This is a genomic window from Cellvibrio zantedeschiae (genome assembly GCF_014652535.1).
GTDB classification, from domain to species: domain Bacteria; phylum Pseudomonadota; class Gammaproteobacteria; order Pseudomonadales; family Cellvibrionaceae; genus Cellvibrio; species Cellvibrio zantedeschiae.
Genome location: NZ_BMYZ01000001.1, coordinates 1,871,944 through 1,894,646, shown reverse-complemented (window position 1 = coordinate 1,894,646; position 22,703 = coordinate 1,871,944). Strand labels below are relative to the sequence as shown.

At 43.6% G+C, this 22,703-nt stretch carries 23 protein-coding genes; 8 read left to right on the top strand and 15 right to left on the bottom strand.

Annotation, left to right across the window (positions count from 1 at the left end; all coding sequences use genetic code 11):
- Together IE104_RS08430 and IE104_RS08425 are read left to right on the top strand one after the other, a co-directional pair.
- Complete coding sequence (locus IE104_RS08430; RefSeq protein WP_189417473.1) at positions 1-669, top strand: class I SAM-dependent methyltransferase; 669 nt, start codon at positions 1-3, stop codon at positions 667-669.
- Positions 662-1,714 (top strand): nucleotidyltransferase family protein, encoded by a 1,053-nt coding sequence (locus IE104_RS08425; RefSeq protein ID WP_189417472.1) that lies wholly within the window; start codon positions 662-664, stop codon positions 1,712-1,714. The genes IE104_RS08430 and IE104_RS08425 overlap by 8 nt, the downstream gene beginning before the upstream one ends.
- Here the strand turns inward: IE104_RS08425 and neuC are convergent, their stop codons facing one another.
- The 4 genes from neuC to acnB all read right to left on the bottom strand — a co-directional run bounded on the left by neuC (position 1,715) and on the right by acnB (position 8,881).
- Positions 1,715-2,881, bottom strand: a complete 1,167-nt coding sequence (gene neuC, locus IE104_RS08420) for a UDP-N-acetylglucosamine 2-epimerase (RefSeq protein ID WP_189417471.1) — start codon at positions 2,879-2,881, stop codon at positions 1,715-1,717.
- The gene (gene neuB / locus IE104_RS08415) at positions 2,881-3,882 is read right to left on the bottom strand and encodes an N-acetylneuraminate synthase (RefSeq protein ID WP_189417470.1); all 1,002 of its coding nucleotides are present in this window, start codon (positions 3,880-3,882) and stop codon (positions 2,881-2,883) included. Before neuB ends, neuC begins: the two co-directional genes overlap by 1 nt.
- A 14-nt stretch (positions 3,883-3,896) precedes the next feature.
- Positions 3,897-5,969 carry a motility associated factor glycosyltransferase family protein gene (locus IE104_RS08410; RefSeq protein WP_189417469.1) on the bottom strand — a complete coding sequence of 691 codons (2,073 nt, stop codon included), beginning with the start codon at positions 5,967-5,969 and terminating at the stop codon, positions 3,897-3,899.
- A gap of 293 nt (positions 5,970-6,262) precedes the next feature.
- Complete coding sequence (gene acnB / locus IE104_RS08405) at positions 6,263-8,881, bottom strand: bifunctional aconitate hydratase 2/2-methylisocitrate dehydratase (RefSeq protein WP_189417468.1); 2,619 nt, start codon at positions 8,879-8,881, stop codon at positions 6,263-6,265.
- Between the two features lie 390 nt (positions 8,882-9,271).
- Between acnB and IE104_RS08400 the strand changes: the two genes are divergently transcribed.
- From IE104_RS08400 to IE104_RS08385, 4 genes are all read left to right on the top strand, one after another.
- On the top strand, positions 9,272-10,270 hold the full coding sequence (locus IE104_RS08400; RefSeq protein ID WP_189417467.1) for an SMP-30/gluconolactonase/LRE family protein: 999 nt from the start codon (positions 9,272-9,274) through the stop codon (positions 10,268-10,270).
- Positions 10,271-10,302: 32 nt separating this feature from the next.
- Complete coding sequence (locus IE104_RS08395; RefSeq protein WP_189417466.1) at positions 10,303-10,761, top strand: DUF1289 domain-containing protein; 459 nt, start codon at positions 10,303-10,305, stop codon at positions 10,759-10,761.
- Between the two features lie 13 nt (positions 10,762-10,774).
- Positions 10,775-11,428: a MiaE family protein gene (locus IE104_RS08390; RefSeq protein WP_189417465.1), complete on the top strand. Its 654-nt coding sequence runs from the start codon at positions 10,775-10,777 to the stop codon at positions 11,426-11,428.
- Between the two features lie 133 nt (positions 11,429-11,561).
- Entirely contained in the window at positions 11,562-12,434 is an 873-nt protein-coding gene (locus IE104_RS08385; protein WP_189417461.1) for a hypothetical protein, read from the top strand.
- Between the two features lie 66 nt (positions 12,435-12,500).
- Here IE104_RS08385 and IE104_RS08380 read toward each other — a convergent pair whose 3' ends face one another.
- From IE104_RS08380 to IE104_RS08355, 6 genes are all read right to left on the bottom strand, one after another.
- Positions 12,501-13,031 (bottom strand): shikimate kinase, encoded by a 531-nt coding sequence (locus IE104_RS08380; RefSeq protein ID WP_189417460.1) that lies wholly within the window; start codon positions 13,029-13,031, stop codon positions 12,501-12,503.
- A 37-nt stretch (positions 13,032-13,068) separates the two neighbouring features.
- The gene (locus IE104_RS08375) at positions 13,069-13,494 is read right to left on the bottom strand and encodes a hypothetical protein (protein WP_189417458.1); all 426 of its coding nucleotides are present in this window, start codon (positions 13,492-13,494) and stop codon (positions 13,069-13,071) included.
- Between the two features lie 50 nt (positions 13,495-13,544).
- On the bottom strand, positions 13,545-13,742 hold the full coding sequence (locus IE104_RS19185; RefSeq protein WP_189417457.1) for a cysteine-rich CWC family protein: 198 nt from the start codon (positions 13,740-13,742) through the stop codon (positions 13,545-13,547).
- 15 nt (positions 13,743-13,757) lie between these two features.
- Positions 13,758-15,059: an HD-GYP domain-containing protein gene (locus tag IE104_RS08365; RefSeq protein ID WP_189417455.1), complete on the bottom strand. Its 1,302-nt coding sequence runs from the start codon at positions 15,057-15,059 to the stop codon at positions 13,758-13,760.
- A gap of 157 nt (positions 15,060-15,216) precedes the next feature.
- The gene (locus IE104_RS08360; RefSeq protein WP_189417454.1) at positions 15,217-15,756 is read right to left on the bottom strand and encodes an NADPH-dependent FMN reductase; all 540 of its coding nucleotides are present in this window, start codon (positions 15,754-15,756) and stop codon (positions 15,217-15,219) included.
- Between the two features lie 42 nt (positions 15,757-15,798).
- Positions 15,799-16,761 (bottom strand): FKBP-type peptidyl-prolyl cis-trans isomerase, encoded by a 963-nt coding sequence (locus IE104_RS08355; RefSeq protein ID WP_189417452.1) that lies wholly within the window; start codon positions 16,759-16,761, stop codon positions 15,799-15,801.
- Between the two features lie 373 nt (positions 16,762-17,134).
- Between IE104_RS08355 and IE104_RS08350 the strand changes: the two genes are divergently transcribed.
- Entirely contained in the window at positions 17,135-18,295 is a 1,161-nt protein-coding gene (locus tag IE104_RS08350; RefSeq protein ID WP_189417450.1) for a hypothetical protein, read from the top strand.
- 2 nt (positions 18,296-18,297) lie between these two features.
- Here IE104_RS08350 and IE104_RS08345 read toward each other — a convergent pair whose 3' ends face one another.
- The 4 genes from IE104_RS08345 to IE104_RS08330 form a co-directional block, all read right to left on the bottom strand.
- Positions 18,298-19,002, bottom strand: coding sequence for a YceH family protein (locus tag IE104_RS08345; RefSeq protein ID WP_189417449.1), 705 nt, complete (start codon positions 19,000-19,002; stop codon positions 18,298-18,300).
- A gap of 23 nt (positions 19,003-19,025) precedes the next feature.
- Positions 19,026-19,286: a hypothetical protein gene (locus IE104_RS08340; RefSeq protein ID WP_189417447.1), complete on the bottom strand. Its 261-nt coding sequence runs from the start codon at positions 19,284-19,286 to the stop codon at positions 19,026-19,028.
- A gap of 113 nt (positions 19,287-19,399) precedes the next feature.
- Positions 19,400-20,323, bottom strand: a complete 924-nt coding sequence (locus tag IE104_RS08335; protein ID WP_189417446.1) for a PEP-CTERM sorting domain-containing protein — start codon at positions 20,321-20,323, stop codon at positions 19,400-19,402.
- A 155-nt stretch (positions 20,324-20,478) separates the two neighbouring features.
- Positions 20,479-20,898: a DUF4399 domain-containing protein gene (locus tag IE104_RS08330; protein ID WP_189417444.1), complete on the bottom strand. Its 420-nt coding sequence runs from the start codon at positions 20,896-20,898 to the stop codon at positions 20,479-20,481.
- Positions 20,899-21,272: 374 nt separating this feature from the next.
- Here IE104_RS08330 and IE104_RS08325 point away from each other — a divergent pair, with 374 nt between their 5' ends.
- Positions 21,273-21,791 (top strand): CBS domain-containing protein, encoded by a 519-nt coding sequence (locus IE104_RS08325; RefSeq protein ID WP_189417442.1) that lies wholly within the window; start codon positions 21,273-21,275, stop codon positions 21,789-21,791.
- A 385-nt stretch (positions 21,792-22,176) separates the two neighbouring features.
- Here IE104_RS08325 and IE104_RS08320 read toward each other — a convergent pair whose 3' ends face one another.
- A complete protein-coding gene (locus IE104_RS08320; RefSeq protein WP_189417435.1) occupies positions 22,177-22,575 on the bottom strand; it encodes a hypothetical protein in 399 nt (132 codons plus the stop codon).
- Positions 22,576-22,703: the final 128 nt, after the last annotated feature.

Genomic DNA, 22,703 nt, shown 5'->3' with positions numbered 1-22,703 from the left:
ATGTGGGACAATACTTGGGAAAAAATTTTTTCATCACGCCCTTGGGGGAAATATCCTGGTGAGGATGTTGTGCGTTTTGTTGCTAGGGGATTTTACAAGGCTGATGATAGATCTGTAGTCAAACTCTTGGAAATAGGTTGCGGCACTGGCGCGAATTTATGGTTCATTGCGCGTGAAGGCTTCGAGGTTTACGGTGTTGACGGCTCCCAATCAGCCATAGATATATCGCGTGCACGTTTAGATGCTGAAGTCACAGGCTGGAAAGGCTCGCTTGCGGTGGGTGATATACTTTCATTAGATTTTCCCGACAATTATTTTGATGGTGTGTTAGATGTTGAAGCTGTTTGTTGTAACGGTTTTGAGCAGGCCCAGCTAATTTATGCCGAAATGGTACGTGTACTAAAACCCGGCGGAAGACTTTACAGCCGCTGTTTTGCTAAAGGGACTATTGGTGATGAAACCGGTGAGGTGCTTGGGCACAATACCTACCTCCCGGCAGTAGGCCCTATGGCACACACTGGCTTAACTCGATTTACTGCACGTGAAGATTTGCCTGAATTATTACCTAAAAATTTAACCCTGCTAGAGGTGGATCAAGTGGTGCGAGGTGTGCCATTGGAAAATCCAATTCTCGAATGGTGTATAACGGCGGAAAAAAATCATGGCTAATTTTGAGAAATCTACAGTCAACATAAATGATTCTATTATCCAGGCGGTTGAAGCGCTTAATAATGGTGGTATTCGCCTGGCATTAGTATTAGATGATCAGCAAGCTTTGCGCGGTGTGGTAACAGACGGTGATATCCGTCGTGCATTCCTAGCTTATAAAGAATTTTCCGCGCCGGTTTCCGGTATTATGAATGCAAATCCGGTGGTTGTTTCTTTGGGAACAAGCCCTACAGAAATGTTAGCGATTATGCGTGAACATAGCATCATGCATATTCCAGTTGTGGATGACCAACGCAAATTAATTACGGTAGAAACTTTTGAGCGTCTGTCGGACGTTAAATCAAAAAAATCTACGCCGGTATTTTTAATGGCAGGTGGTTTCGGTACACGCTTGCGTCCACTTACTAATTCAATTCCAAAAGTTATGCTCAAGGTTGGCTCGCGCCCAATTCTGGAAACCATAATGCTGGGATTTATCGAGCACGGATTCAACGAATTTTATATTTCCGTTTTCTATCTCGCGGACCAAATTCGCGAACATTTTGGTGATGGATCAAAATGGGGTGTCAATATCCGCTATGTGCAGGAAGATCAACCCTTGGGAACGGGTGGGGCTCTAAGTTTATTGCCTGAGCATATCAACGAACCCATCATTATGATGAATGGCGATTTGCTAACCAATATTAACTTTAGCCACTTACTCAGTTTTCATAAAAATAAAGGTGCTATGGCGACCATGTGTGTGCGTGAGTACAGTATGGAAGTACCTTATGGGGTTATTGAATCCAGTGAATTGAAAATTACTTCTATTGTAGAAAAACCCAAGCAACAGTTTTTTGTGAATGCAGGGATTTATGTGTTAAGCCCCGAAGTTATAAAAAATATTCCCAAGTCTGAGCGTAAAGATATGCCGGATTTATTCAATGATTTGATAGCGAAAGATAAGAATGTGCTTATGTTTCCTATCAATGAATATTGGTTGGATATAGGACGGTTGGGTGATTTTGAGCAGGCCCAAACAGATGTATTTAATATTTTTGGGTAATTATTTACCCAAATCATAAAACTTTTTTGTTTTTAGCGCGTTTAAATCGCACTGTTTTAAATGCTCTTTTATTTTCGCAGAAGTGCCTTCTTGTCGATAAGGATTATCGGTTTCTTGCAGTAAGGATTGAAACTCTTTTGAATAGAGTGTTGCAATTGCTTGCGCAATGTCGGCTTGGTTTGCTTTTACATCTATTACGCTAGGGGGACGGATACGTCCCTTTTGGCGATTACCGATGTTGATGGTTCCTTTTTTAAAGGACGCCACTTCCACAATTCCACTGGATGAGTTGCCCACCACACCATCAACAAATTGGAGAGTTGACAGGTAGCCGCGTTTCCCCAATGAATTAAATGCAATAGCCTTGGTTGGATGCTGGGTTACAAACTGGTCAATCAAATGATTAATCGTTCGTCCGCCAGTATCGGCATTGGCTTTGGTAAAAATGAATAAAGTATCGGCAAGGTCTTGTAGCGCGTTTAATAATTCTTTAAATGATTGCTCAGTAAATTGCGTGGATTCACAAGTTTCAGGGTGGTAAGTAATCAATAAATTTTTTTCTTGTAGTGGGGTACCTAGTAATGTTTCCACTTCTGGTTTGTTTAATAAATCCTGAGTGTGAATATTTTCCAGGCCGGGCTCACCGACTGTGAATACTTGTGCAGGGTCTTCTCCCATTTGTATCACGCGTTCGGAATAGGCATTGATAGCGGTAAAATGAAGTTGGGAGAGTTTGGTGGTGGCGTGGCGAAACATATCATCGATTGCGCCTTCAGTGATTTCACCACCGCTAATATGGGCAACTGGAATACGTGCAATATTGGCACAAGTCACTACGGGAATTAATTCGTATCTATCGCCAATAACTACAACAATGTCTGGTTGAAGTTCGTCAAATACTTCCGCAAAACTGATTTGCGCTAAGCCCATACTTTTGCTGACGCCCACAGCGGTATCGGATGATAAAAGTATCTCCACTTTTTTGGTGACATTAAACTGATCGGCTTCAATTTCTTTTAAGGTGTATCCGAATTCGGGTGAGAGATGTGTGCCTGTAACGATCAATTGCAGTTGCAGCGATGAATCATCATTGATTTCGCGCAACAGATTTTTGAGTGCGCCATATTCTGCGCGCGTAGATGTTATGACACATATCTTGCGTAACATTAAATCAATTCACCTGGTTGATAGCTTTTGGTTGCAGCAGTATTGGCCACATCATCCCAGCGGCTGGGCGGAATGCCATTACCTGGGCGGCGAATTGCCAAATTATGTTCGTTAAGTATGTCTCCCTTCGTGATAGAAGTTGCTGCAACAATACTTTTCCTGACAATTTTCCTGTTCTCTAATTCTGACTCGGTAGGTTCTTTTCTACCGTGTCCGAGAGCCGATTCTATATTGCGTATGGCTTTCACCATATCAATTAATTCATTTGGATCAAGGCTTGCCAGATGATCTGGGCCGGCCATATTTTTATCCAGGGTAAAATGTTTTTCAATAATGGTCGCGCCTAAGGCTACTGCAGCAACAGGAACTTCAATCCCCAAGGTATGATCTGAATAGCCAGCCTGGATTCCTGGAAATGCATGCTTGATCGTTAGCATCGCACTGAGGTTGACTTCATGCATGGGGGTTGGGTACTGGGTGGTAACATGCAGTACTGTAATATTACTGCGTGCTACGCCAGCATTGTTCAGAGTAGTTAAGGCGTGTTCGATCTCAGCAAGTGTGCCCATGCCGGTAGATAAAATAATGGGTTTATTGAAAGCCGCTATGTGACGTAAAAAAGGCGTATTGGTTAATTCGCCGGAACCGATTTTAAAAATCGGTTGTAGGTCGTTGAGGAATGTTGCGCTAGTTTCTTCATCGGGTGTGGATAAAAACATAATGCCTTGTTGATCACAATACTGCTTTAGTTCGACAAAAGCGTCGTAACTTAATTCGAGCCGCTTAAGCATTTGAAATTGCGATTCCACTTTTTGGGTGTTGAGCTTTTGGTATTCTGCCATTTCGGCTTGTTCGGTGACTAAAAGTTCAGTTTTCCACGTCTGGAATTTAACTGCATCAACCCCAGCTTTAACCGCTGCATCAATAAGTTTTTTAGCTAAGGTAATGTCGCCATTATGGTTGACACCAGCTTCCGCAATAATAAAGGTGTGTTTTTTCATAGTTAAACACCCGATTATTTTTTTAATTTCTGTTCAATGTTAAATGCGCTGTAGTCGTTTTCCAGCAAATTATTTTTAATGGCATGCTGGGCTGCACGCAAATATTTTTTGTAGGATTCTTTTGCGCTATTAAATGCGGGTACACCATTTTTCTTGTTGTTGGCATTTAAGCACAAAGCGAGCATGAGTGAAAATGAATCCGAGCTGCCTTTGATGAGACGTCCTAGGGTAGTGGTTTCTTTTGCATCGACAAAGTTTTGGGTAATGGTTTCGTTCTTTATCAGCATAGAAATACCTTCTTCGAAACTCGTAATATCCTTATCGAAAACAGCATGAGCTTTTTCTAACGCCTCTATGGCCGGCTGAAAGAGTTTAACAATCTCGGAATCATTTGGCAGTTTCAATAAATGTTTATTGCTAAAATATTCCTTGTATAGCTTTTGGGTGAATTCCTTTTTGTTAAAAGGCTTCCAGGTACTTGTATCTATCTCGGTAACTTTAGTGGGCGTAGCTCTTTCGATGAGGACACCGTTACAAGTGTTGTAGCAATTTATTTCTTTGCAGTCTTTTAAAATTGACTCTAAAGAAAGTTTGGACCGTAGGAAGAGTGGATTTGAAATAACATTTCCACCAAAGTTTGCTGGCAATTTAAAATCAATATCATCTTCCGGCATTGCCAGCTGGAATGAATCAATATCTTCATCTTTAATGTCGTAGTGGAAACTGTGGGCAGAGTGGTGCTTTCCACCTTCCGGGAATCCAAGGTCGATGCCAAATATATAAATATTGGTAAAACCTAATGCTGCACAAAATGAAAGCCCTGCGTTGGAAACTGTAGGGTTGCAAGCTCCCAAGGTTACCGAAAACTCATCGTCCGAAATATATTTTTCAATGAATGTTCCACCCAGGTCGTTGTATTTCAATGCCATGCCCGTGGTATTAAACAGTTTGGGCAAATCGGGGTGAACGGTGTTCACTGCCAATAGGGTAATGCCATCGCGGAATTCTTGTGTGGTTGTCACATCGATCCATTCTTTAATAGGATGTGTACGTTCCAGCTCTACGTGGAAATCAGGTTTAATTCCCAATTTAAAGAGTGAGCTTAAGGAGCTGCCGCAGGACACTAATATAGCTTTATCGCGGTTCTCTGCAATGAAATCTTTTGCATGATCCAAGGATGGCCCATTAGCAATTAAGAATACCGGTTTTGTCACAAATTTTTTGGACAGGAAACCGTGGTTTTTCATAAACGGTATTTTGGCTTTAAAGTTATTGATGGAGTGGGTCAAACCTACTTTTTCATCATCAAAATAGCCAAGTGCACCTGCAATAATTGGAACATTTTGTAAAAATTTTATGGTAGCAGAAGTTAGTTCCTGGCTCGATAAATGTGTAAATACGTAAGGTTTCGCTAGATTAAATACACCAATTTGCTTGGCGTGATGCGACACCATGTGGATAAACATATCCGGTGTTTGTCCTAAAATTAAATTCAATGTTTTGTAGCGAGCGCTGAATTTATCATTAAGTCCTTGCCAATCCAGTGTGTGCAAAGATGCAAAGAAAATATCAAGATTAGTTTCTGCGATAACCAGATGTTGAATGTCCGTATGTTTTAGTAGCTCGGTAATTTGATAACCCAATCCCACGCCCAACATAAATACAAATTCAGTTCGGCTATCGAGCGGCACGCGGCTGTGATCGGTGTTTTGTGCTTTGAGGTCCCGGATAATTTTATTGATGTTCGGCGTATGGGATTCGATATCCATATTCAAAACATCAGTTTCATCAGGATTCAAACGTTGTGCTAAAGGATTTGCGAGGAAGCCGGCAACGGTTTCTTCCGCAAAGCGAACAGGGTCGCAGCCGTACACTAATTTGTTGTCGATATTGATGTTGGCAAGGTCGAGAGAGCCATCTTCCTGAATAACAATTTTAATATCGGTGGGTTGATAATCTTTGAATTGTTCATAGATGTTTGGCAGGGCTTCACGGAAGAATTCCATGTTTTTAGAGAACATCATATTGAGTTCAATAATTTTATGCTGGGTCTCTGCTTGCTTGAGAAGTTGCTCAATAGTATCCATAAAGTAGTCGCCGACAAGATTTTGACAAAAAGAAGTGTTGCTTGTGGAATTGCACGGTCTATGCCAAAAAGTATAGGTCGGATTGGGGCTTACGCCATTATTTGTTATAAATACTTTTCTCTTATATGTAATTAGACGACTATTTCGCGCCCAATAAAAAACCCGCCGGAGCGGGTTTTTATGTTCAGAATGAACGGACAAAAAATTGCTCCTGCATTTTTTGCACTTCCACCATCCGTGGCGGTCGTATGCCGCAGGCGCATGGATGCGCAGGAGCGGCGCAGATGTACGAATTAGATCGCTACGGTTTGGATTTCTACAGCAGCAATACGCTTGCCTTCGTCGGCGGCGTGTTGGTAGCTTTCGATTTCGTTGAAGTTGAGGTAACGATAAATATCGCTGCTCATGCTGTTCAACTTATTGGCGTAGCTCAAGTACTCTTCTGGCGTTGGCAGCTTACCAAGGATGGCAGCAACAGCGGCCAATTCAGCAGATGCCAAATACACATCAGCACCTTCACCCAAACGGTTGGGGAAGTTACGAGTAGATGTTGAAACAACGGTAGAGTTTTTCGCTACGCGCGCCTGGTTACCCATGCAGAGTGAGCAGCCCGGCATCTCGGTACGAGCGCCTTTAGTGCCGAAAATGCTGTAGTAGCCTTCTTCAACCAATTGGTGTTGATCCATCTTGGTTGGAGGGGCGATCCACAAGCGGGTAGACAGCGCGTCTTTAGTGGCATTCAACAACTTACCAGCAGCGCGGAAGTGGCCGATGTTGGTCATGCACGAACCGATAAAGACTTCGTCAATCTTCGCACCTTGAACGTCTGACAATACTTTCACATCGTCCGGGTCGTTCGGGCAGGCGAGGATTGGCTCTTTGATGTCCGCCAAATCAATGTCGATAATCGCCGCATATTCTGCGTCTTTATCAGCTTCCATCAATTCAGGGTTGGCAATCCAGGCTTCCATCTTCTGCGCACGACGCTCAAGGGTACGTACATCGCCGTAACCTTGTTCGATCATCCAGCGCAACATGGTGATGTTGGAGGTCATGTACTCGATGATTGGAGCTTTATCCAGCTTGATAGTACAACCAGCTGCGGAGCGCTCAGCTGATGCGTCAGAAATTTCAAATGCTTGTTCTACTTTCAGGTTTGGCAAGCCCTCAACTTCGAGGATACGGCCAGAGAAAATGTTCTTCTTGCCTTTCTTCTCAACAGTCAACAAACCAGCTTTGATGGCATAAAGAGGAATCGCATTTACCAGGTCACGCAGAGTAACGCCTGGTTGCAGGTCGCCTTTGAAGCGAACGAGAACAGATTCAGGCATATCCAATGGCATAACACCGGTTGCCGCCGCGAATGCTACCAGACCAGAACCAGCCGGGAATGAAATACCAATTGGGAAACGGGTGTGAGAATCGCCACCAGTACCAACAGTGTCTGGCAACAACATACGGTTCAACCATGAGTGGATAATACCGTCGCCTGGACGCAGGGAAACGCCACCGCGGGTCATAATGAAGTCAGGCAATGTGTGTTGGGTTTCGATATCTACTGGCTTCGGATAAGCCGCTGTGTGGCAGAAAGACTGCATGGTCAAATCGGCAGAGAAGCCTAGGCACGCCAGATCCTTCAACTCGTCACGAGTCATTGGGCCGGTGGTATCTTGTGAGCCCACGGTAGTCATGTAAGGCTCACAGTAAGTTCCTGGACGAATGCCAGTTACGCCGCATGCTTTACCAACCATTTTCTGGGCCAAAGTGTAGCCTTTGCCAGTGTCAGCCGGAGCTTGTGGCAAGCGAAACAGCGTGCTTGGTGGCAAACCTAAAGATGCGCGCGCTTTGGTGGTCAAACCACGGCCAACGATCAAAGGAATACGACCGCCAGCTTGTACTTCGTCCAACAATACATCGGACTTGAGGCTGAATTCAGAAATCACTGCGCCGGTTTCACCGTTCAGGATTTTGCCTTCGTAAGGGCGAATCTCAATCACATCACCAGTGTTCAGCAGGTCAACAGGAGCTTCGAATACCAAAGCACCGGCGTCTTCCATGGTGTTGTAGAAAATCGGGGCTACTTTGCCGCCGATGCACACACCACCGGTACGCTTGTTAGGTACGCCAGGAATGTCTTCACCGATGAACCAAAGTACAGAGTTGGTTGCAGATTTACGTGAAGAACCAGTACCTACAACGTCACCCACGAATGCCAATGGGAAACCTTTGGTTTTCAGTGCTTCGATTTGCTTGATAGGACCAACAGTACCCGGTTGATCTGGAGTAATGCCATCGCGTGCCATTTTGAACATGGCCAATGAGTGCAATGGAATGTCAGGACGAGACCATGCATCTGGAGCAGGGGACAGATCGTCAGTGTTGGTTTCGCCAGTCACTTTGAACACGGTGAGCTTGGTGCTTTCAGCTACTTTTGGCTTGCTGGTGAACCATTCGCCATCAGCCCAGCTTTGGATCAATTCTTTAGCGTTTGCATTGCCGGCTTTGGCTTTTTCTTCCACGTCGTGGAAGGCATCAAACATCAGCAATGTGTGTTTCAATTCTTGGGCAGCGAGTTTGCCTAACTCAGGGCTATCTAACAGGCCGACTAAGGTTTCGATGTTGTAACCGCCAAGCATCATGCCCAGGAGTTTTACAGCGAGAGGTTTATCAATGAGGGGGGATTTGTCTTCGCCTTTGGCAATTGCGCTTAGGAAAGCGGCTTTAACGTAGGCGGCTTCGTCAACGCCTGGTGGAACGCGGTTGGTGATCAGGTCTAACAGAACTTCATTTTCACCAGCAGGTGGGTTCTTGAGTAATTCGACCAATCCAGCAACTTGTTCAGCGTTAAGTGGTTTTGGTGGAACACCTTCGGCGGCGCGTTCAGCGACGTGTTTACGGTAGGCTTCAAGCACAATTTTATCCTCATTGGGTGGTTTTTACTCTCGCATGCAGGATCTCTGCGGCAAGAGACTATCCGTGACCTTCACGGATGAATTAATTACTCTGGCAAGAGCGTTTAATCGGGCGTGAAGTATACATGATGCATTAGACGCTGTTAACTCGGATGCGCTATTCGCAGCACTTAATCACACCTCCCGGGTGTTTGTAATACGTACAAACTCCGGACGTCTCTCGTATTTTCAGTGGCGAGTTCAGGATTTTGCCGGGGCCATGTGGTATGTTTGCGTCCCTACAAATACGAGATGTCGAAAACTGAGGCGCTTTGGTTTATTGATATCCAAAACACTTGCCAAGAATAAAACCCAATTAATCTAACGGTTACTATTAAGGTAAATATTCCCATGAAAATAACGAAATCATCGTTTGTGTTTTTGGCTGCCTCCAGCTTGGCGGTATTCGGTTTGGCTGGCTGTGAGCAAAAAAAATCTGAGCCGGTTGCCAGCGTGGTAAATACCAGCTCGTCCACATCAGTAGTAAATGCCTGCGGTGTTGCTCCTGCTGGCGAATTGGTGGCAGAGCGTATTCCGGGTGCAAACAGTACGCGCGCAGAACCCAGTCTTTATGAGGGGCCTGTCTGGATAAAAGACGCGCTCTATTTTTCTGATTTTTTAACATCCGGCACATTTCCGTCACGCATACAAAAACTGGATGCAAATGGTGTGATGACTACGTTGATCGATGACAGTGGCAGTAACGGTTTGGCGGTAGACGCCCAAGGCAATCTGGTTGCCGGCGCACACAAATTTAAAAATCTTTCACGTTATACTCTGTCGGGTGAACGTACGAGCGTGATTGATAAGTTCGAAGGAAATGTTTTTAACTCGCCCAACGATTTGGCAATTGCCAAAGACGGTACTATTTATTTCACCGACCCTGCTTATCAAACAGCCGCAGCGCCTGGTGGCCAGGATAAAACTCGTGTGTATCGAGTTGCCACTGATGGAAAAATAAGTGTTGTAGATGACACCATTAATAATCCTAATGGTGTGTCTTTATCTCTCGACGAAAAAACTTTGTATGTAGAGGGTGGGGATGCGCAAGGTGTGTTGCGCGCTTATCCAATTGTTGATGGCATTCCCCAGGCAGGCAAAGATCTTGTGACTGGATTGGTTATTCCAGATGGTATGGCATTGGATTGCCATGGCAATATTTATATCACTGAACATGCCGCCAAACATGTGCGTGTTGTTACTCCCGAAGGCAAACAAATTGCCACCATTAACGTGGACGCCAACATAACCAACGCCGCTTTCGGTGGAGAAGATGGTAAAACACTTTTCCTCACCGGTGCTGGTGCAGTTTGGAAATTGAAACTGGATGTTAGTGGTTCACCTTATTGATCGTTTTATTTTAATCGCGTTATTTTAATTTTATGCTTTTATACAAACCAGTCAGAACACCCTGCGTTGGTATTTGCTCCACGGGCATTGGTGATAGCGTTTGCAGAGGTTGCAAACGCTTCGCTCATGAAGTTATTGATTGGAACGCTTACACCCATGAACAGCGGTTAATTATTGCGCAGCGTTTGGAAGGATATCTGTCGCAAGTTGTGCAAAACATGATTGAAGTTGTTGATGAAAAAATACTTTTACAACAAATTAAACATCAGCAAATTTTATTCAAGGAAGAGCAAAATCCCTATTGCTGGGTGTTTGATCTGTTGCGTTCAGGCGCAAGCCAAATCAGCGATTTAAAAGCTTATGGCTTGCGGCTGCAACCAAAATGGCGCGATACACCTTTAACAGAAATTCGCGATAACATTGATCGGGATTTTTACGCTTTATCCTGCGCTTACTATGAGCGCTATGTAATTCCACATTTTACTGAATAATTATTGATTGTTTATGAATTCTATATCCAGCTCGACTGCTACGACACCAGCGCTAGCCACAGCTTTGGCTCGTATTCAAAATTTCTTACATTGTGAAACGCCTGATGCCTGGGTAGAAACAGCCAAACAATCTGAAAACCAGGCGTTGTTGTTGCTTGATCATGCGAACTGTGAAAAAAAAGCAGCCTCCACTGCGGTCAACCTGATGTACCGGTATGTGGGCGATTTTGAAATGATGCACAAAATGTCCCGTCTCGCGCGTGAAGAATTACGGCATTACGAACAAGTAATGCAAATAATGCAAAAACGGGGTATCGCTTATGAGCAAATTACTCCGTGCCGCTATGCTGGCGAGTTGCGTAAACCTGTGCGTACACATGAGCCCGCGCGCTTTGTGGATACGCTTATTGTAGGTGCAATTATTGAAGCGCGTTCCTGCGAACGTTTCGCCAAATTAGCACCGCATTTGGACGAGGAATTAAAAACCTTTTATTTGTCGTTGCTGAAATCTGAGGCGCGCCATTATGAGGATTATCTACACCTCGCTAAAAAAGTAGCGAACGGTGAAGATATTAGCGAGCGAGTGAATGTTTTTCTCGAATTGGAAAAAAGTTTGATTGAAAGCGCTGACACTGAGTTTCGTTTTCACAGCGGTGTGTTGCAATAGGTGTTTTGAAATCTCGTAAAACAGTATTAAGGAATTGATGTCCATAACAATCTGCATGTGAAGTTCGTAAGGCTTGGCTTTTGACTCTTGGCTTACACTCTTAGCTAATACAAACGGATAAAGGAGCTGATGTATGTTTAATAGTACGGTATTGGAAGTTGCCATTGGCCTTATTTTTTGTTTCGCATCTGTAGCGCTTATTGCAAGCTCGATTTATGAGGCCATAGCATCCTGGATGAATCTTCGCTCCAAAACTTTGTTGTGCGGTTTAACAGAGCTATTAAATGCAAAGACCGATGAAGGCCATGAACTTTTACTGTCTATTTATAACGATGCTTTGGCACATCCGGCTGGCAATGGTTCTGCCACCAAAGTGAAAGACATCAAAAATAAACCTGCCTACATACCTTCTAAAAACTTCGCTTTAGCATTAATACATTCCATACAAGAAGTTCCTGGCAAACTAGATAATTTGGAAGCGGGTATTAATTCGTTAAAAGATGAACAGTTGCGTGCGCTCCTACAAAATTTGTATCGCAAAGCAGAAGGAAATTTCCATGTTTTCCAACACGAGATAGCAACCTGGTTTGATACAGGTATGGGGCGTGTATCCGGTGCTTATAAAAAACAATCACAAATCTGGTGTTTTGTTATCGCGTTTGTGATTGCAGCGGGGTTTAACATTGATTGCGTACATTTGTTCAAAACGCTTTGGTTGCATCCTGCGTCGATTGCGCAACTTCAGCTTTCAGAAAGCAACACCTTTCTAGCCACCCAGGCTTATTCGCAATTGCAGACATTGCCGGTAGGCTGGAATGGTCATTTTGAATTTTCAATGCTGTTTGTACCTTCTTCTATTATTGGTTGGTTAGTAACAGCATCGGCTTCGTTGTTCGGTGCGCCTTTTTGGTTTGATGTGTTAAAAATGTTGGTGCGTTTGCGCGGTACGGGAACCAAGCCTGAAGGCGAACCACCGCAACGAACCACAGAACCTGCGGGTCGATAAAAAACCTGCCGGTCGAAAAAAATAAGGCTGCCATTGGCAGCCTTATTTTTTTTGAGTCAGTAAAGATTAGGCATCTTTCTCAGTATAAGCTTCAGCTTCCTCATAAATGATTTCAGCCAAAATATCGTCCGGTTTTTTGCCAAGACAATCAATGGTGATGTTGGCGTAGCTTTGGTAAAGCTTGCGTCGCTCGCTATAAAGTTCTGCCAGGCTTTGGTCTGGCTTGCGCGCCAAGCCGCGTGTATCAAAATCTTTTATACGCTTGGAGAGTTCAGCTAAAGGTAAATCCAGAAATACAATTTGCCCAAAGTGCCTTAAATGATGCATGGCTTTTTCGCTGTAGACTGCACTGCCGCCCGTGGCGATAACATGATTGGGGTAGTGCGTATTAAGCAGTACTTGTTCCTCAATCGCGCGCAATTTCAAATAACCTTGGGTGTCTACAATGTCTTGCAAGGTTTTCTCTTCTTGCAATTGGATTAGCACATCGGTGTCGACGAAATCTTTGGCAAGCGCTTTCGCCAGTAACACACCTATGGTGCTTTTACCTGCGCCAGGCATTCCAATTAAAATCAAACTGGTGCTGAACTGATTCATAGTCTCCATCCCATTAATAAATTTGTAAAACCTTATGTTACAGAAGCTCAGTATTGTCTCGCGAACTGCTGTGAAAAATGGCTACCAGTGAGTAATTAAAAAATGCCGTGCACGTCGTTAAATAATCGTGAAGCCAAAATTTAACAGATTCCGTATAACCAAGGCGCTGTTCCTCACTTTCTCGCGCTAGCTCAACGGCCAAGCTGGAAAAAGTGCAGCAAACTGATTGCGGTGAATCAAGTTTTTTGCTTGCATCCGTTACAACAATGTTCAGTTTGGCTTGGTTGGCATCCCATTCAAATAATAAGTAGAGTGAATTATCTTGAATGTTTTCTTTAAGTATTTGGATGGCTTTTTCTGCACTGGCTTCAATGATTTGACACACGGCGTTTTCTGAAGTTTCTGCAACTGAAACTGCGTGAACTGTGTTGCTTTCGGTGTGATGGCTGATCCAGGTAAGCATAAATGACTTCAATAGTTGATAAACATCCGGGCTGCGCGCGTGATCTAAGGTTATTTAGCTTCAGGCACGCTGGCGCATTGCTGGCAAATGCAGGCGAAATTTTTTTGCGGTGTTTTGAGTTTTGCCAAGGCTTCCGCGTTTATTTTAACGCTCATGCACCAACATTGGCTAGCCTCTTTATCGTTGGCAAGCGCGCAGCCGTTGGGTTTATTGCAGAGAGGGCATAGTTGTTGGGTTGAAGTGTCCATATCCTAAAAAGTTGCTCAGGCGTACTGCAAATCGATTTGATTCAAGGCATCGGAAGCCATTTTTTTAAGGGGCGCATTGTTTGCAGGAATAGATTCCACTACGCGTTCCATAATGTTTTTAAGGTGTAATAGCTGGTCATAAATTTGATCCAGCATAACGCTTAGCTCGACGAGCGACAAACTATCTTCAGAACTCATATTGTGACTGGATTGATTGAGCCATTCTTCCTGTTCAGGTTGGAGGATTCCGCTTCTTACCACGGAAATCGCCAGTCGTCCCATAACGGCAGAAACTGAACGTATCATGGGGCTGGCAGGAAACGTCATTAATTTTTGTGATAAAAATTTTGCATGTTGAAATTGTTGCTGCAACATTTTTTGCCGCACCAAAAGTTCTTCGACAGACGGTGCCTCAATAAGGTTGGTTGAAGGCGAGGGTGCGTGTTTAAACAAAACCATCGCGGCATCATAAACAGATTCAAAATATATGTTGTCGCTCAATTTGAGCGCTGTAAGCAACATAGAATGGGCGTGCACACCGTAATCTTTGTAGCGTGAGTGATTGAAAATAATGTTATCCGTAGCGGCAATAATTTGGCTGACCATGGGCAGTTTGTCACCAAAAATATGGTAGGGGTAACCAGTACCGTCAATGCGCTCATGATGGTTGACTATCGCATCGCCAATCTCTTTTGGTAAGTCTGGTACAAGGTTTAAAAAGCGTTGGGCAATAAGAGGATGAGCTTGCAGTGCTTTCCATTCATCATTACTGAACTCCTGGTTTTTTTGACTGAGTTCTGGCGCCAAATATAAAAAGCCAACATCGTGAAATAAGCCGGCAATAAAGATAGTTTGCAGCTCTCGTTGTGAAAGCTTGAGTTGAATTGCAATTGCCAAACCGGCGGCTGCACTGAAGAGGCCGTGGTAGTAAATGTTGGGGGTTCGCAGCGCGAGCACTGTGAGGTTTTGTTGGAGCAGCGGATACTTCTCATAGAACAAACACATTTGGCGCAGTGTTTTTTGGTAATCCTCATTTTTGGTAACTGCAATTAAGCCCGCAATGTTTCCTGCAAATTTGTTCAGATACTCATAAAGTTGTTTGGCGCTGAAACTGCTAGCGATGCCAATGCATTGTTCCAGCGGTTTAAGTAGCTTGTGCTGTAAAAGGATGTCGGCGCGCTTTTCGCTCAATTCAGAGCCTGCTGCCAGGAGAAGGGTGCCTTGTTCGTTGTAGATGGCTTGGTTAGTCACCACGCTGTGCGACTTGTTCACTTCCATCAGGTTCTTACAATAATGATTACTTTCGCTACTGCTCATGCCAGGAGTTTCTCATCGCCGCCGCTTATTGTTATGGCGTCGAGTTGCGCCTCTGTAAAAGCTTAGCCGAAGATTTTCGAAAGGCACAATAAAGTAACGGAACTGAAGTTTGGCGCTGCAATCACTGGTGGTAAGCTCCAGTGATTGCAAAGGCAAATTATTTTTGCAGCTGCTTGGTCCAAGTTACCAGAGCTTCAAGCTGCGCTACTATGTTGCCCTGGATTTTTGCATCAACGAGATTGCCATCGCCATCAAAAGAGTTTGTAAACGCATTGGCAAAAACTTCGGGTGTATTGATGGGGTGTAAATTCACATAGACACAAACCTGGCGTAAATGATACTGCGCACGTGAAGTACCCATACCGCCACCGGCGCCCATAATGGCAGCCGGTTTACCGGTAAGTAGCGGGTTACCCTGCTCACGCGAAGCCCAATCAATCGCATTTTTCAAGGCTGGAGCCAGCGAGTAGTTATATTCCGGACAACCAAATACCACAGCATCTGCCGCTGCTAGCTGCTCAAACAACTTGAGCACCGAGGCAGCTTTTTCGGTGAGGTCAGCGTTGTAGAAGGGAATTTCCGAAATATCGGCAATGATAAATTCCACGCCCTCGGGCGCGTTAGCCTGGGCATAGCGGAGCAAACCCATATTGGTCGATTTTTTTCGTAAACTGCCGCAAATTGCTAAAAATTTCATTGTTCAAATCTCCTGTTAGGAACCTTAATGGTTTGGTAGAGATTAAAAGAAACTACTTTTAGTTCCTCGTAATTCAACTTCAAAAATGACTGCTGCATAAGGTGGAATCCCCTCTGCACCTTTTTCCGCATAAGCCAAACGGGTGGGAATATAAATTATGACCTGCGATCCGTCGGGAACCTGGGTCATAGCTTGCCCGAAGCCGGCAATCATATCGCTCAACTTAAAGCTATCAGTTTTTCCGCGTTTATAGCTGCTATCGAATTCGGTGCCATCAAGCAATGTCCCGCGATAATTAACGGTTACCGTATCCTTTAGCTTGGGTGCTTTGCCCGTTCCCTTTTTAACAAACTTATATTGCACGCCAGAGTCGAGCGCTATAACACCGGGTTTAATAATATTGTCTGCAAAAAATGTTTTTTCTTCGGCCATAAAATACTGCTTACGATTCTCGGCCCAATCGTTATCTTTGACCGCAATTTTGTTTTTAATGGCTTCTAATAATTCCTTTTCTTCCTTTGCTGAAATTTTAGGCGGAGTGTTGGTTGTTTGGGCATCTGCCAGACCAATAGCCATACTGGCAGGCATAACAGGAATACCATTTTTGCCAAAGCTTTTGGCAATCGCACGTGCGGTGAGGTAACTCACACGCTCTTGCGCCGTGCGCAAGCCATCTGGTGAATCTGGGTTGTCGCTAAGTTGAGGGGCACTGGTGAGCGGTGATGCATTTTTCTGTAGTGCGTCAAGTAGCTCGCCATAGCTTTCCTCTGGAACCCTTGCTGGAATTCCATCGCGCACGTCATAGGCACCCAAGAGGAAGGGTTTTTCCTCTATACGAATTTTCATGCCTACAATTTTTTTGCTCACATTGCGCGCTTGAAAATAGTTAGCGGCTTGTTCCAGGCTATTCAGTTCCGGCCCTTTATAGGGAATATTAAGTTCGTTGCTGCAACCTGCAAGCATCAAGCTCAAGAACAACATACCTATATAAACACTAGTGCGCATAACAATCTTTATCCTGTTGGTTAGGGCTGGTAAGCCCGGTCGCTTAATGGAACGCTGGTCATCATAAACTATGGCTATCCGCTTGTCCGTTGCTCTGCAGTAATAAAATCTTTAGTTCTGCCATCCATAAAATTTTCTTATCAATGTTTTCGATCTTTAGTAGTTTCGAAATATTAACTAACTAAAAAGCAAAAAAACTTCCTTGATTATAAAAGAAAATAATAAAAACAGGTGCTTTAAGCGCTCCCACGTAAAAAATGGCGCCTATGTTATGCAATGTAATTTTTTGAGGCGTGCAAAAAGATTGGTGCAACCTATACTCAAATTGTTTGCCAAATTGATTTGGTGTGGTTACGAGTAAGCAGGAGATGTTATGGATAAACTCTGGTGGTTTTCAGATACGAACAGCATGTGTCGTGTGCCCGATGGAGAGTCCATCGTTGACGATCAAGGCATGCCGACTGCGGCAGCGGATTCTTATAGGTTGGACGTGGCGAGCCCGGCAGATTTCGTCGCCTATTGTGAAACTGTTAATCAATTAATTCTAATCTCGGGTCGCCAGCTTTTTAAGTCTGACTACCTGGCAGCTATACCCACCAATTTACCAAGTTTGGCATTGATTAAGGCAAACACCTCCGCCGATGCGCGCTTGCAACTTGAGCAGTTGAATCTGGACGGCTGGTTATTTAATCCATTCACCGCTGAAGCGCTAAAGGTCAGCATTCAAAAATCTTATGAAGATAGAAAATCCATACTGGCCTTGCAAGAAGAGTTGAAAAACTATTCTGAAATAGCCTTCACCGCTATGTCATCTGCATCTGAAATGGGAATAGTGGCGTTTTATGCGCAAGCGGTGCAAGAAATTTCATCCATGGATCGTCTGGCTGATCAAACTATACGGTGTCTGAATGATTTATCGGTGAACGGTTATCTTCAATTCACCTTCGACGATTCGGTGGAGATTTACCCTAGAGCCATAGCACCCGGTTATCGGAATTTGTTTGATCAGTTTCGTATGTCTGCTCTTCGGATAGTGTCACACGGGCGCTTCTTAATTTTCAATTTTGAAAATGCCCAATTCTTGATTATCGATGCCCCAATAGCTAACCCCGATAAATATGGGCGCTTGCGTGATGTTATTGCGCAAATAGCGTCTATTGCTGAAGCGCGTGCAAAAACAATCAAAGTAAATTCTTTGTTAAAAGTTCAGCAGGAAAAAATTCGTACAGTAATGTCTTTGTTGGAAATGGCCTCGCGCGACAATCGTAGCTCGGTCAAACTCATTATGACGGAGCTATCACAAGCTTTGCGTGAATTGGCGGTAGGAATGGATTTAACATTGGAGCAAGAATCCTCCATGTTGAAATTATCCGAACGAGCACTGGGCTCGTTAGAAACCTTGCATGAAGTTACTGATGCAATTGAAGGCCATTTCCGCAGCCTGGTCGTACAGCTCGATCAAGCCGCTAGATTACTTGATACCAAAGAACAGCCAGAGCAGATCCAGGCAGAAGCAAGCATAGAATTTTTCTAAGGTTAATTTATATCTGAATCGCTAACACCGTTTAAATCCAGCAAAAATTTTATTTGCTTTTGCATGAGTTCGAGTTGTTGCTCCAAGTGCACAACTTTTTGCTCCAAATACACAGTGGATTCGTCGTTAGCATGTGAAGTGTTTTTAGCGCTTTGCATGGCTGAAATAGCATCCAGATCTGGTTTTCCACACAGCAAATGCATAAACCTATCTTCCCTTTGGCCTGCAGCTCGCGGGATACGTACGAAGTAGGGAGTTGTTTTAGCACACAAATGTTCAAGCTTCTCTTCAACCGCATTAATATTTTCAAAGTCAAACATACGCTGCGTGCGCGTAAATAATTCAGACAATGTTTGCGGACCGCGCAATAACATTACATTTAAAAGTGCTTGCGCAGCTTTGTCTAACCCCAACACGCGTGTTAAGCGCTGGTCATAACGAGCGGCGCGGGCACTGTAATCCACCGTAATCCAATTCTTATCTTGTAATTGACTAGCACAGCGTTGCAGCTCGCCCGATTCATAATTAGTCACCGGCTCGCGGCTAGTTTTTTGGTTGCAGGCGAGCACTAGACTATTAAGGGTTATGGGATAAGCGTCGGGGGTAGTCAATTGTTTTTCCATTAACGCACCGAGTACGCGTGCTTCAATGGCGGTCAACATTGGTTCGTCGGGTTGCATTAAATTCTGATCAGTAGGAGATTCCATAATATTCCCAAGCTAGGTTGTTCTTATTGGTTGGCCGAAATTTCTTCAAACGCGTCAATCACTATTTCTTCATCGTCTTCTGAAAGCTCTGCCAAATCCATTATGCTGGGTTCATTCACACCCAAAATATTTTCAATTTCTTCGATTTCAAGATGAGCCGCACGAGCATCATTTAAAAATTGCGTGATTGCGCTTGCCAACGCATCTCTATTTCCTTTGGCTGCTTTTAAAGCATTTACTGTAACATTTATAAGAGCGGCGCTGTTTATTGATTGATCTTTCACGGGGAGGCCTTTAGAGAAGGATTGTTGCGCTAGATTATGAAATTATTAATCTCAAGTAAATAAAAAGAGCCTTCAGGCTCTTTTTATTTTTACCGGGTACATAACTTTCTTAACTATATAATTTTATAGCGCAGAAAATTTTTTTGGCTTTTGCGCCGCATCAACAACAATAGGCTGCCAATTGTGAGCAGGATAAATGAACCCGGTTCTGGCACTTGAACGGCGGCCTGGTTATATCTGGAATTGGAGGTTGTTGAGATGATCGAATTCTCGGGGCCGCTTATACCAAAGTGGGCTGAATTAAACGCGGATAATGAACCAAAATCATTTGCCGAACCTGCAAGGATACTGACCAATGTAAATGGATCATCATAATTAAAGTCAAGTTCAGTAGTAAGCAATTTTCCAAATGTACTGCCAGGTTGAAGATGTTCTTCGGGGTCGTCATATACCGATAAATTGATAACATCTTGTCCCAGGTCTAACAAATAATCAGGTGTTGCCCAGGGTTTGTTTAAGAGCGGCTCATCAACTAAAAACTCGAAAGGTTTCGCGAGTAAATTTTGCAAGTCTTGTGGCGATGCTTTAAATAACCGATAGATACCCGCTGCACCATAACCCATTCCAAATTGTCCGCTAACATTGGCACTGACAGATACTTTTCCGCTGCCAGTTCCACCGGTAATAGTGAACGTATCAGACCAAATGGATATAGCTGTGGCAAAAGGTCCGCCGATTGAATGTTCCCTTAAGTCTGCGTCGTCTACAGCTGCGTTATTACTAACTGAAATTCTGTTAACGCCATAGGCTGATTGGGCTTTGGCATTGCCACTTAAAATGCTGGACGAAGCTATGGAACCATCCGTTTGTGTATCTATATGTGTATAGGTGTAATTCCAATTGTTATATTCATCCAGCGGAAGGCTACTATCTCTCGTTGCAGCAAAAGAAAGCAGCCCGGCATTTGCGGATGTTGCAAAAGAAATGATTAAAACGGCGAGGAGCGATGACGCATTAAATTTAATTAAGTTATCCATATTCAATACCCTTTAAATATTAAAAAAATCACATCCTTGCGACTCTTAAATCCTTTTGGTCAAGCAGATTGCATTAAGATTTGATTGGAGGGCTTAACAAAAACTTACCCGTAAAAATCTCCCTTCCTTTGAAGCTATCGAAAGCACATTACAATTTATTGAACGTTTACGGTGATTTTTTCCGATATCAAAGGATTGTTGCCTGGGACATGAATGTAATCACCTAACACGAGTTGCAAACTATGTTTACCCGGCGTCAAGGTAATTTGGGTTTCTGTTTGTGCTTTACCGAAATGAAGCAGGGTTGGAGTGGCGGGCAGCGGAGTATGAAAATCGGGAAGCTTATCGGTATCAATCAATAGATGATGGTGGCCCGAGTTAGGTTTATCAGTTCCTGCGGGTACAATATCAACACCTGACGCCCCGAATTTTACGGTAAAGGTGGTTGGCACAGTCGCACCATTGGCTGGCTCTACAATAAAAACTTTGCCTTTAGGTGCAGGCGTGTCAGCAGCAAGAGTTGTGGAAGAAATTGTTAAAGCCGCAAGTAACGAAAATAGCATGGTTGATTTCATTATTAGTTCCTCTTGGTAATTGATTCCTGTTGTAAAAAATAACAGCCAGCGAAGTCTACCCGCAGCTTCTTTAAAAAACTACTATGACAAGCTGAGCTGTAAGTCTTGGCTGTTTATCCGTAACAACGGCAACGGAAGGCTGTGGCGTGAAAATCCTTTTTGTGGCTAGCTTTTTATTCAGAACACTATAGGATTTATGATGTCTATCTGCTTGCACATACTGTGCTCATTTCATAATGATTCTTCACTTCCTTTGGAGGAACTACAGGCGCTTTCTTAATGAATAAAAAGTATAAAGCGATTGGTACAGAATTTAGCGAAGTAGATTTTTACGTCAATACTTAATGAGTATCCACTACTACGAGGTTAACAATATGTCATTGATTCATAATAATGGTTTAACCGCAGAATCGATCATGAGCCGCACTCTGTTAAGTGCTTATGAGGGATGGACAATTCACCGTTTGGCAGAGTTTTTTATCAAGCACAACATATCCGGCGCGCCGGTTATTGCTTCAGACCATGAGCTCGTAGGTGTGGTTACTGTTTCTGATATTTTCAAGTTTAGTAATATGGATGAGCGAAACCGTCGTGAAGCTTTGCGCAATTATTACCGCGAAGCCTGTGAAATAGATTTGGATGAAACCAGTTTGCGCGAATGGAGTGCCCACGCTGAAAAAAATTGCACCGTTCATCAAATTATGAAAAAAGAAATTATTGCTGTAGAGAAAGAATTCTCTATTGAGCAGATAGCGGCGGTGATGGTTAAAAACGATGTGCACCGTGTGGTGGTAACCCATAACAAGATTGCGTTGGGAGTTATTACGACCATGGATATTTTGCGCACACTGCAACCGGAGACAACACCCTTGCATTTGGTAGTTAGTGCCTAGCGATTACAATAGGCGAATTGAGAAAAAGGGAAGATAGACTATCTTCCCTTTTTTTATGAGATGGTGAATTCGGAGGGGCAAGATTCTCAATTAATTTTGCCATTTGTGCCCAAGAATTCTGGCGGGCAAGAATAGTATTGCTGCCAATAAAGCGAAGATGGCACTGAAGGTGATTCCTATCAGACGAAAAGGTAATGAAATCAGCCAGACAAAAGGCCATAAAATTAACGCCAGAATGGCTAGCGGCCAGCACAATACAAACAGTAACAACCAGCAGATAAACGTCAGCATCAAATTGCCTCACATTAAGGGCGTGTATTACTTGGATGCACTCTTACCGCAATTTGGATTCACTCACATAAAAATATTTGTCTGCAGCCGTCATTTAATCGCGACAAAACCCTTCGCCGCGCTTGATGGTTAAGCAATTATGTTTTTCGCTTAGCCATTTCATACCGGTTTCTAACCCGCTAGTTGCGTGGATATTTTCGATAACTCCATTTCGCTCGAATCGAATCTTATTGTCTAGGCTTATGCCGCTATAAACTTGCGGACCGTCCAAATTTTGAATGGTGATTTCATACTTACCCTCGCCACCTGAAAGCTTGAGAAAAGTTCCTTCTGGTCCATTCCACCGACCAAGCCATTTGTCAGTTTCAATAGTGGTCAGTGCGTTTGAATTTGCGGTTGGATGCACAACTGGCGGTTCAGTTTTTTGATCTTCGCAGCCTAATAATGAAAAGGTGAGGGTGATAAAAACAACGAGCAGCCATAGCTTTTGCATGATAGACGATCCTGGTGTGGTTTCCAAAAGCTTAAAGTACCAAACTACCTATAGGGTTCATGTGCGTTGTCGTACAGAGCCCTTGTGTATTCTTAGGTAAAAGAATTTTAATTGTACTTTATGAGGTT

Bases quoted from the DNA above. Each gene is read 5' to 3' on its own strand.
- IE104_RS08430 (WP_189417473.1), top strand. From the start codon at position 1: ATGTGGGACAATACTTGGGAAAAAATTTTTTCATCACGCCCTTGGGGG.
- IE104_RS08425 (WP_189417472.1), top strand. From the start codon at position 662: ATGGCTAATTTTGAGAAATCTACAGTCAACATAAATGATTCTATTATC.
- neuC (WP_189417471.1), bottom strand. From the start codon at position 2,881: ATGTTACGCAAGATATGTGTCATAACATCTACGCGCGCAGAATATGGC.
- neuB (WP_189417470.1), bottom strand. From the start codon at position 3,882: ATGAAAAAACACACCTTTATTATTGCGGAAGCTGGTGTCAACCATAAT.
- IE104_RS08410 (WP_189417469.1), bottom strand. From the start codon at position 5,969: ATGGATACTATTGAGCAACTTCTCAAGCAAGCAGAGACCCAGCATAAA.
- IE104_RS08400 (WP_189417467.1), top strand. From the start codon at position 9,272: ATGAAAATAACGAAATCATCGTTTGTGTTTTTGGCTGCCTCCAGCTTG.
- IE104_RS08395 (WP_189417466.1), top strand. From the start codon at position 10,303: ATGCTTTTATACAAACCAGTCAGAACACCCTGCGTTGGTATTTGCTCC.
- IE104_RS08390 (WP_189417465.1), top strand. From the start codon at position 10,775: ATGAATTCTATATCCAGCTCGACTGCTACGACACCAGCGCTAGCCACA.
- IE104_RS08385 (WP_189417461.1), top strand. From the start codon at position 11,562: ATGTTTAATAGTACGGTATTGGAAGTTGCCATTGGCCTTATTTTTTGT.
- IE104_RS08380 (WP_189417460.1), bottom strand. From the start codon at position 13,031: ATGAATCAGTTCAGCACCAGTTTGATTTTAATTGGAATGCCTGGCGCA.
- IE104_RS08375 (WP_189417458.1), bottom strand. From the start codon at position 13,494: ATGCTTACCTGGATCAGCCATCACACCGAAAGCAACACAGTTCACGCA.
- IE104_RS19185 (WP_189417457.1), bottom strand. From the start codon at position 13,742: ATGGACACTTCAACCCAACAACTATGCCCTCTCTGCAATAAACCCAAC.
- IE104_RS08365 (WP_189417455.1), bottom strand. From the start codon at position 15,059: ATGAGCAGTAGCGAAAGTAATCATTATTGTAAGAACCTGATGGAAGTG.
- IE104_RS08360 (WP_189417454.1), bottom strand. From the start codon at position 15,756: ATGAAATTTTTAGCAATTTGCGGCAGTTTACGAAAAAAATCGACCAAT.
- IE104_RS08355 (WP_189417452.1), bottom strand. From the start codon at position 16,761: ATGCGCACTAGTGTTTATATAGGTATGTTGTTCTTGAGCTTGATGCTT.
- IE104_RS08350 (WP_189417450.1), top strand. From the start codon at position 17,135: ATGGATAAACTCTGGTGGTTTTCAGATACGAACAGCATGTGTCGTGTG.
- IE104_RS08345 (WP_189417449.1), bottom strand. From the start codon at position 19,002: ATGGAATCTCCTACTGATCAGAATTTAATGCAACCCGACGAACCAATG.
- IE104_RS08335 (WP_189417446.1), bottom strand. From the start codon at position 20,323: ATGGATAACTTAATTAAATTTAATGCGTCATCGCTCCTCGCCGTTTTA.
- IE104_RS08330 (WP_189417444.1), bottom strand. From the start codon at position 20,898: ATGAAATCAACCATGCTATTTTCGTTACTTGCGGCTTTAACAATTTCT.
- IE104_RS08325 (WP_189417442.1), top strand. From the start codon at position 21,273: ATGTCATTGATTCATAATAATGGTTTAACCGCAGAATCGATCATGAGC.
- IE104_RS08320 (WP_189417435.1), bottom strand. From the start codon at position 22,575: ATGCAAAAGCTATGGCTGCTCGTTGTTTTTATCACCCTCACCTTTTCA.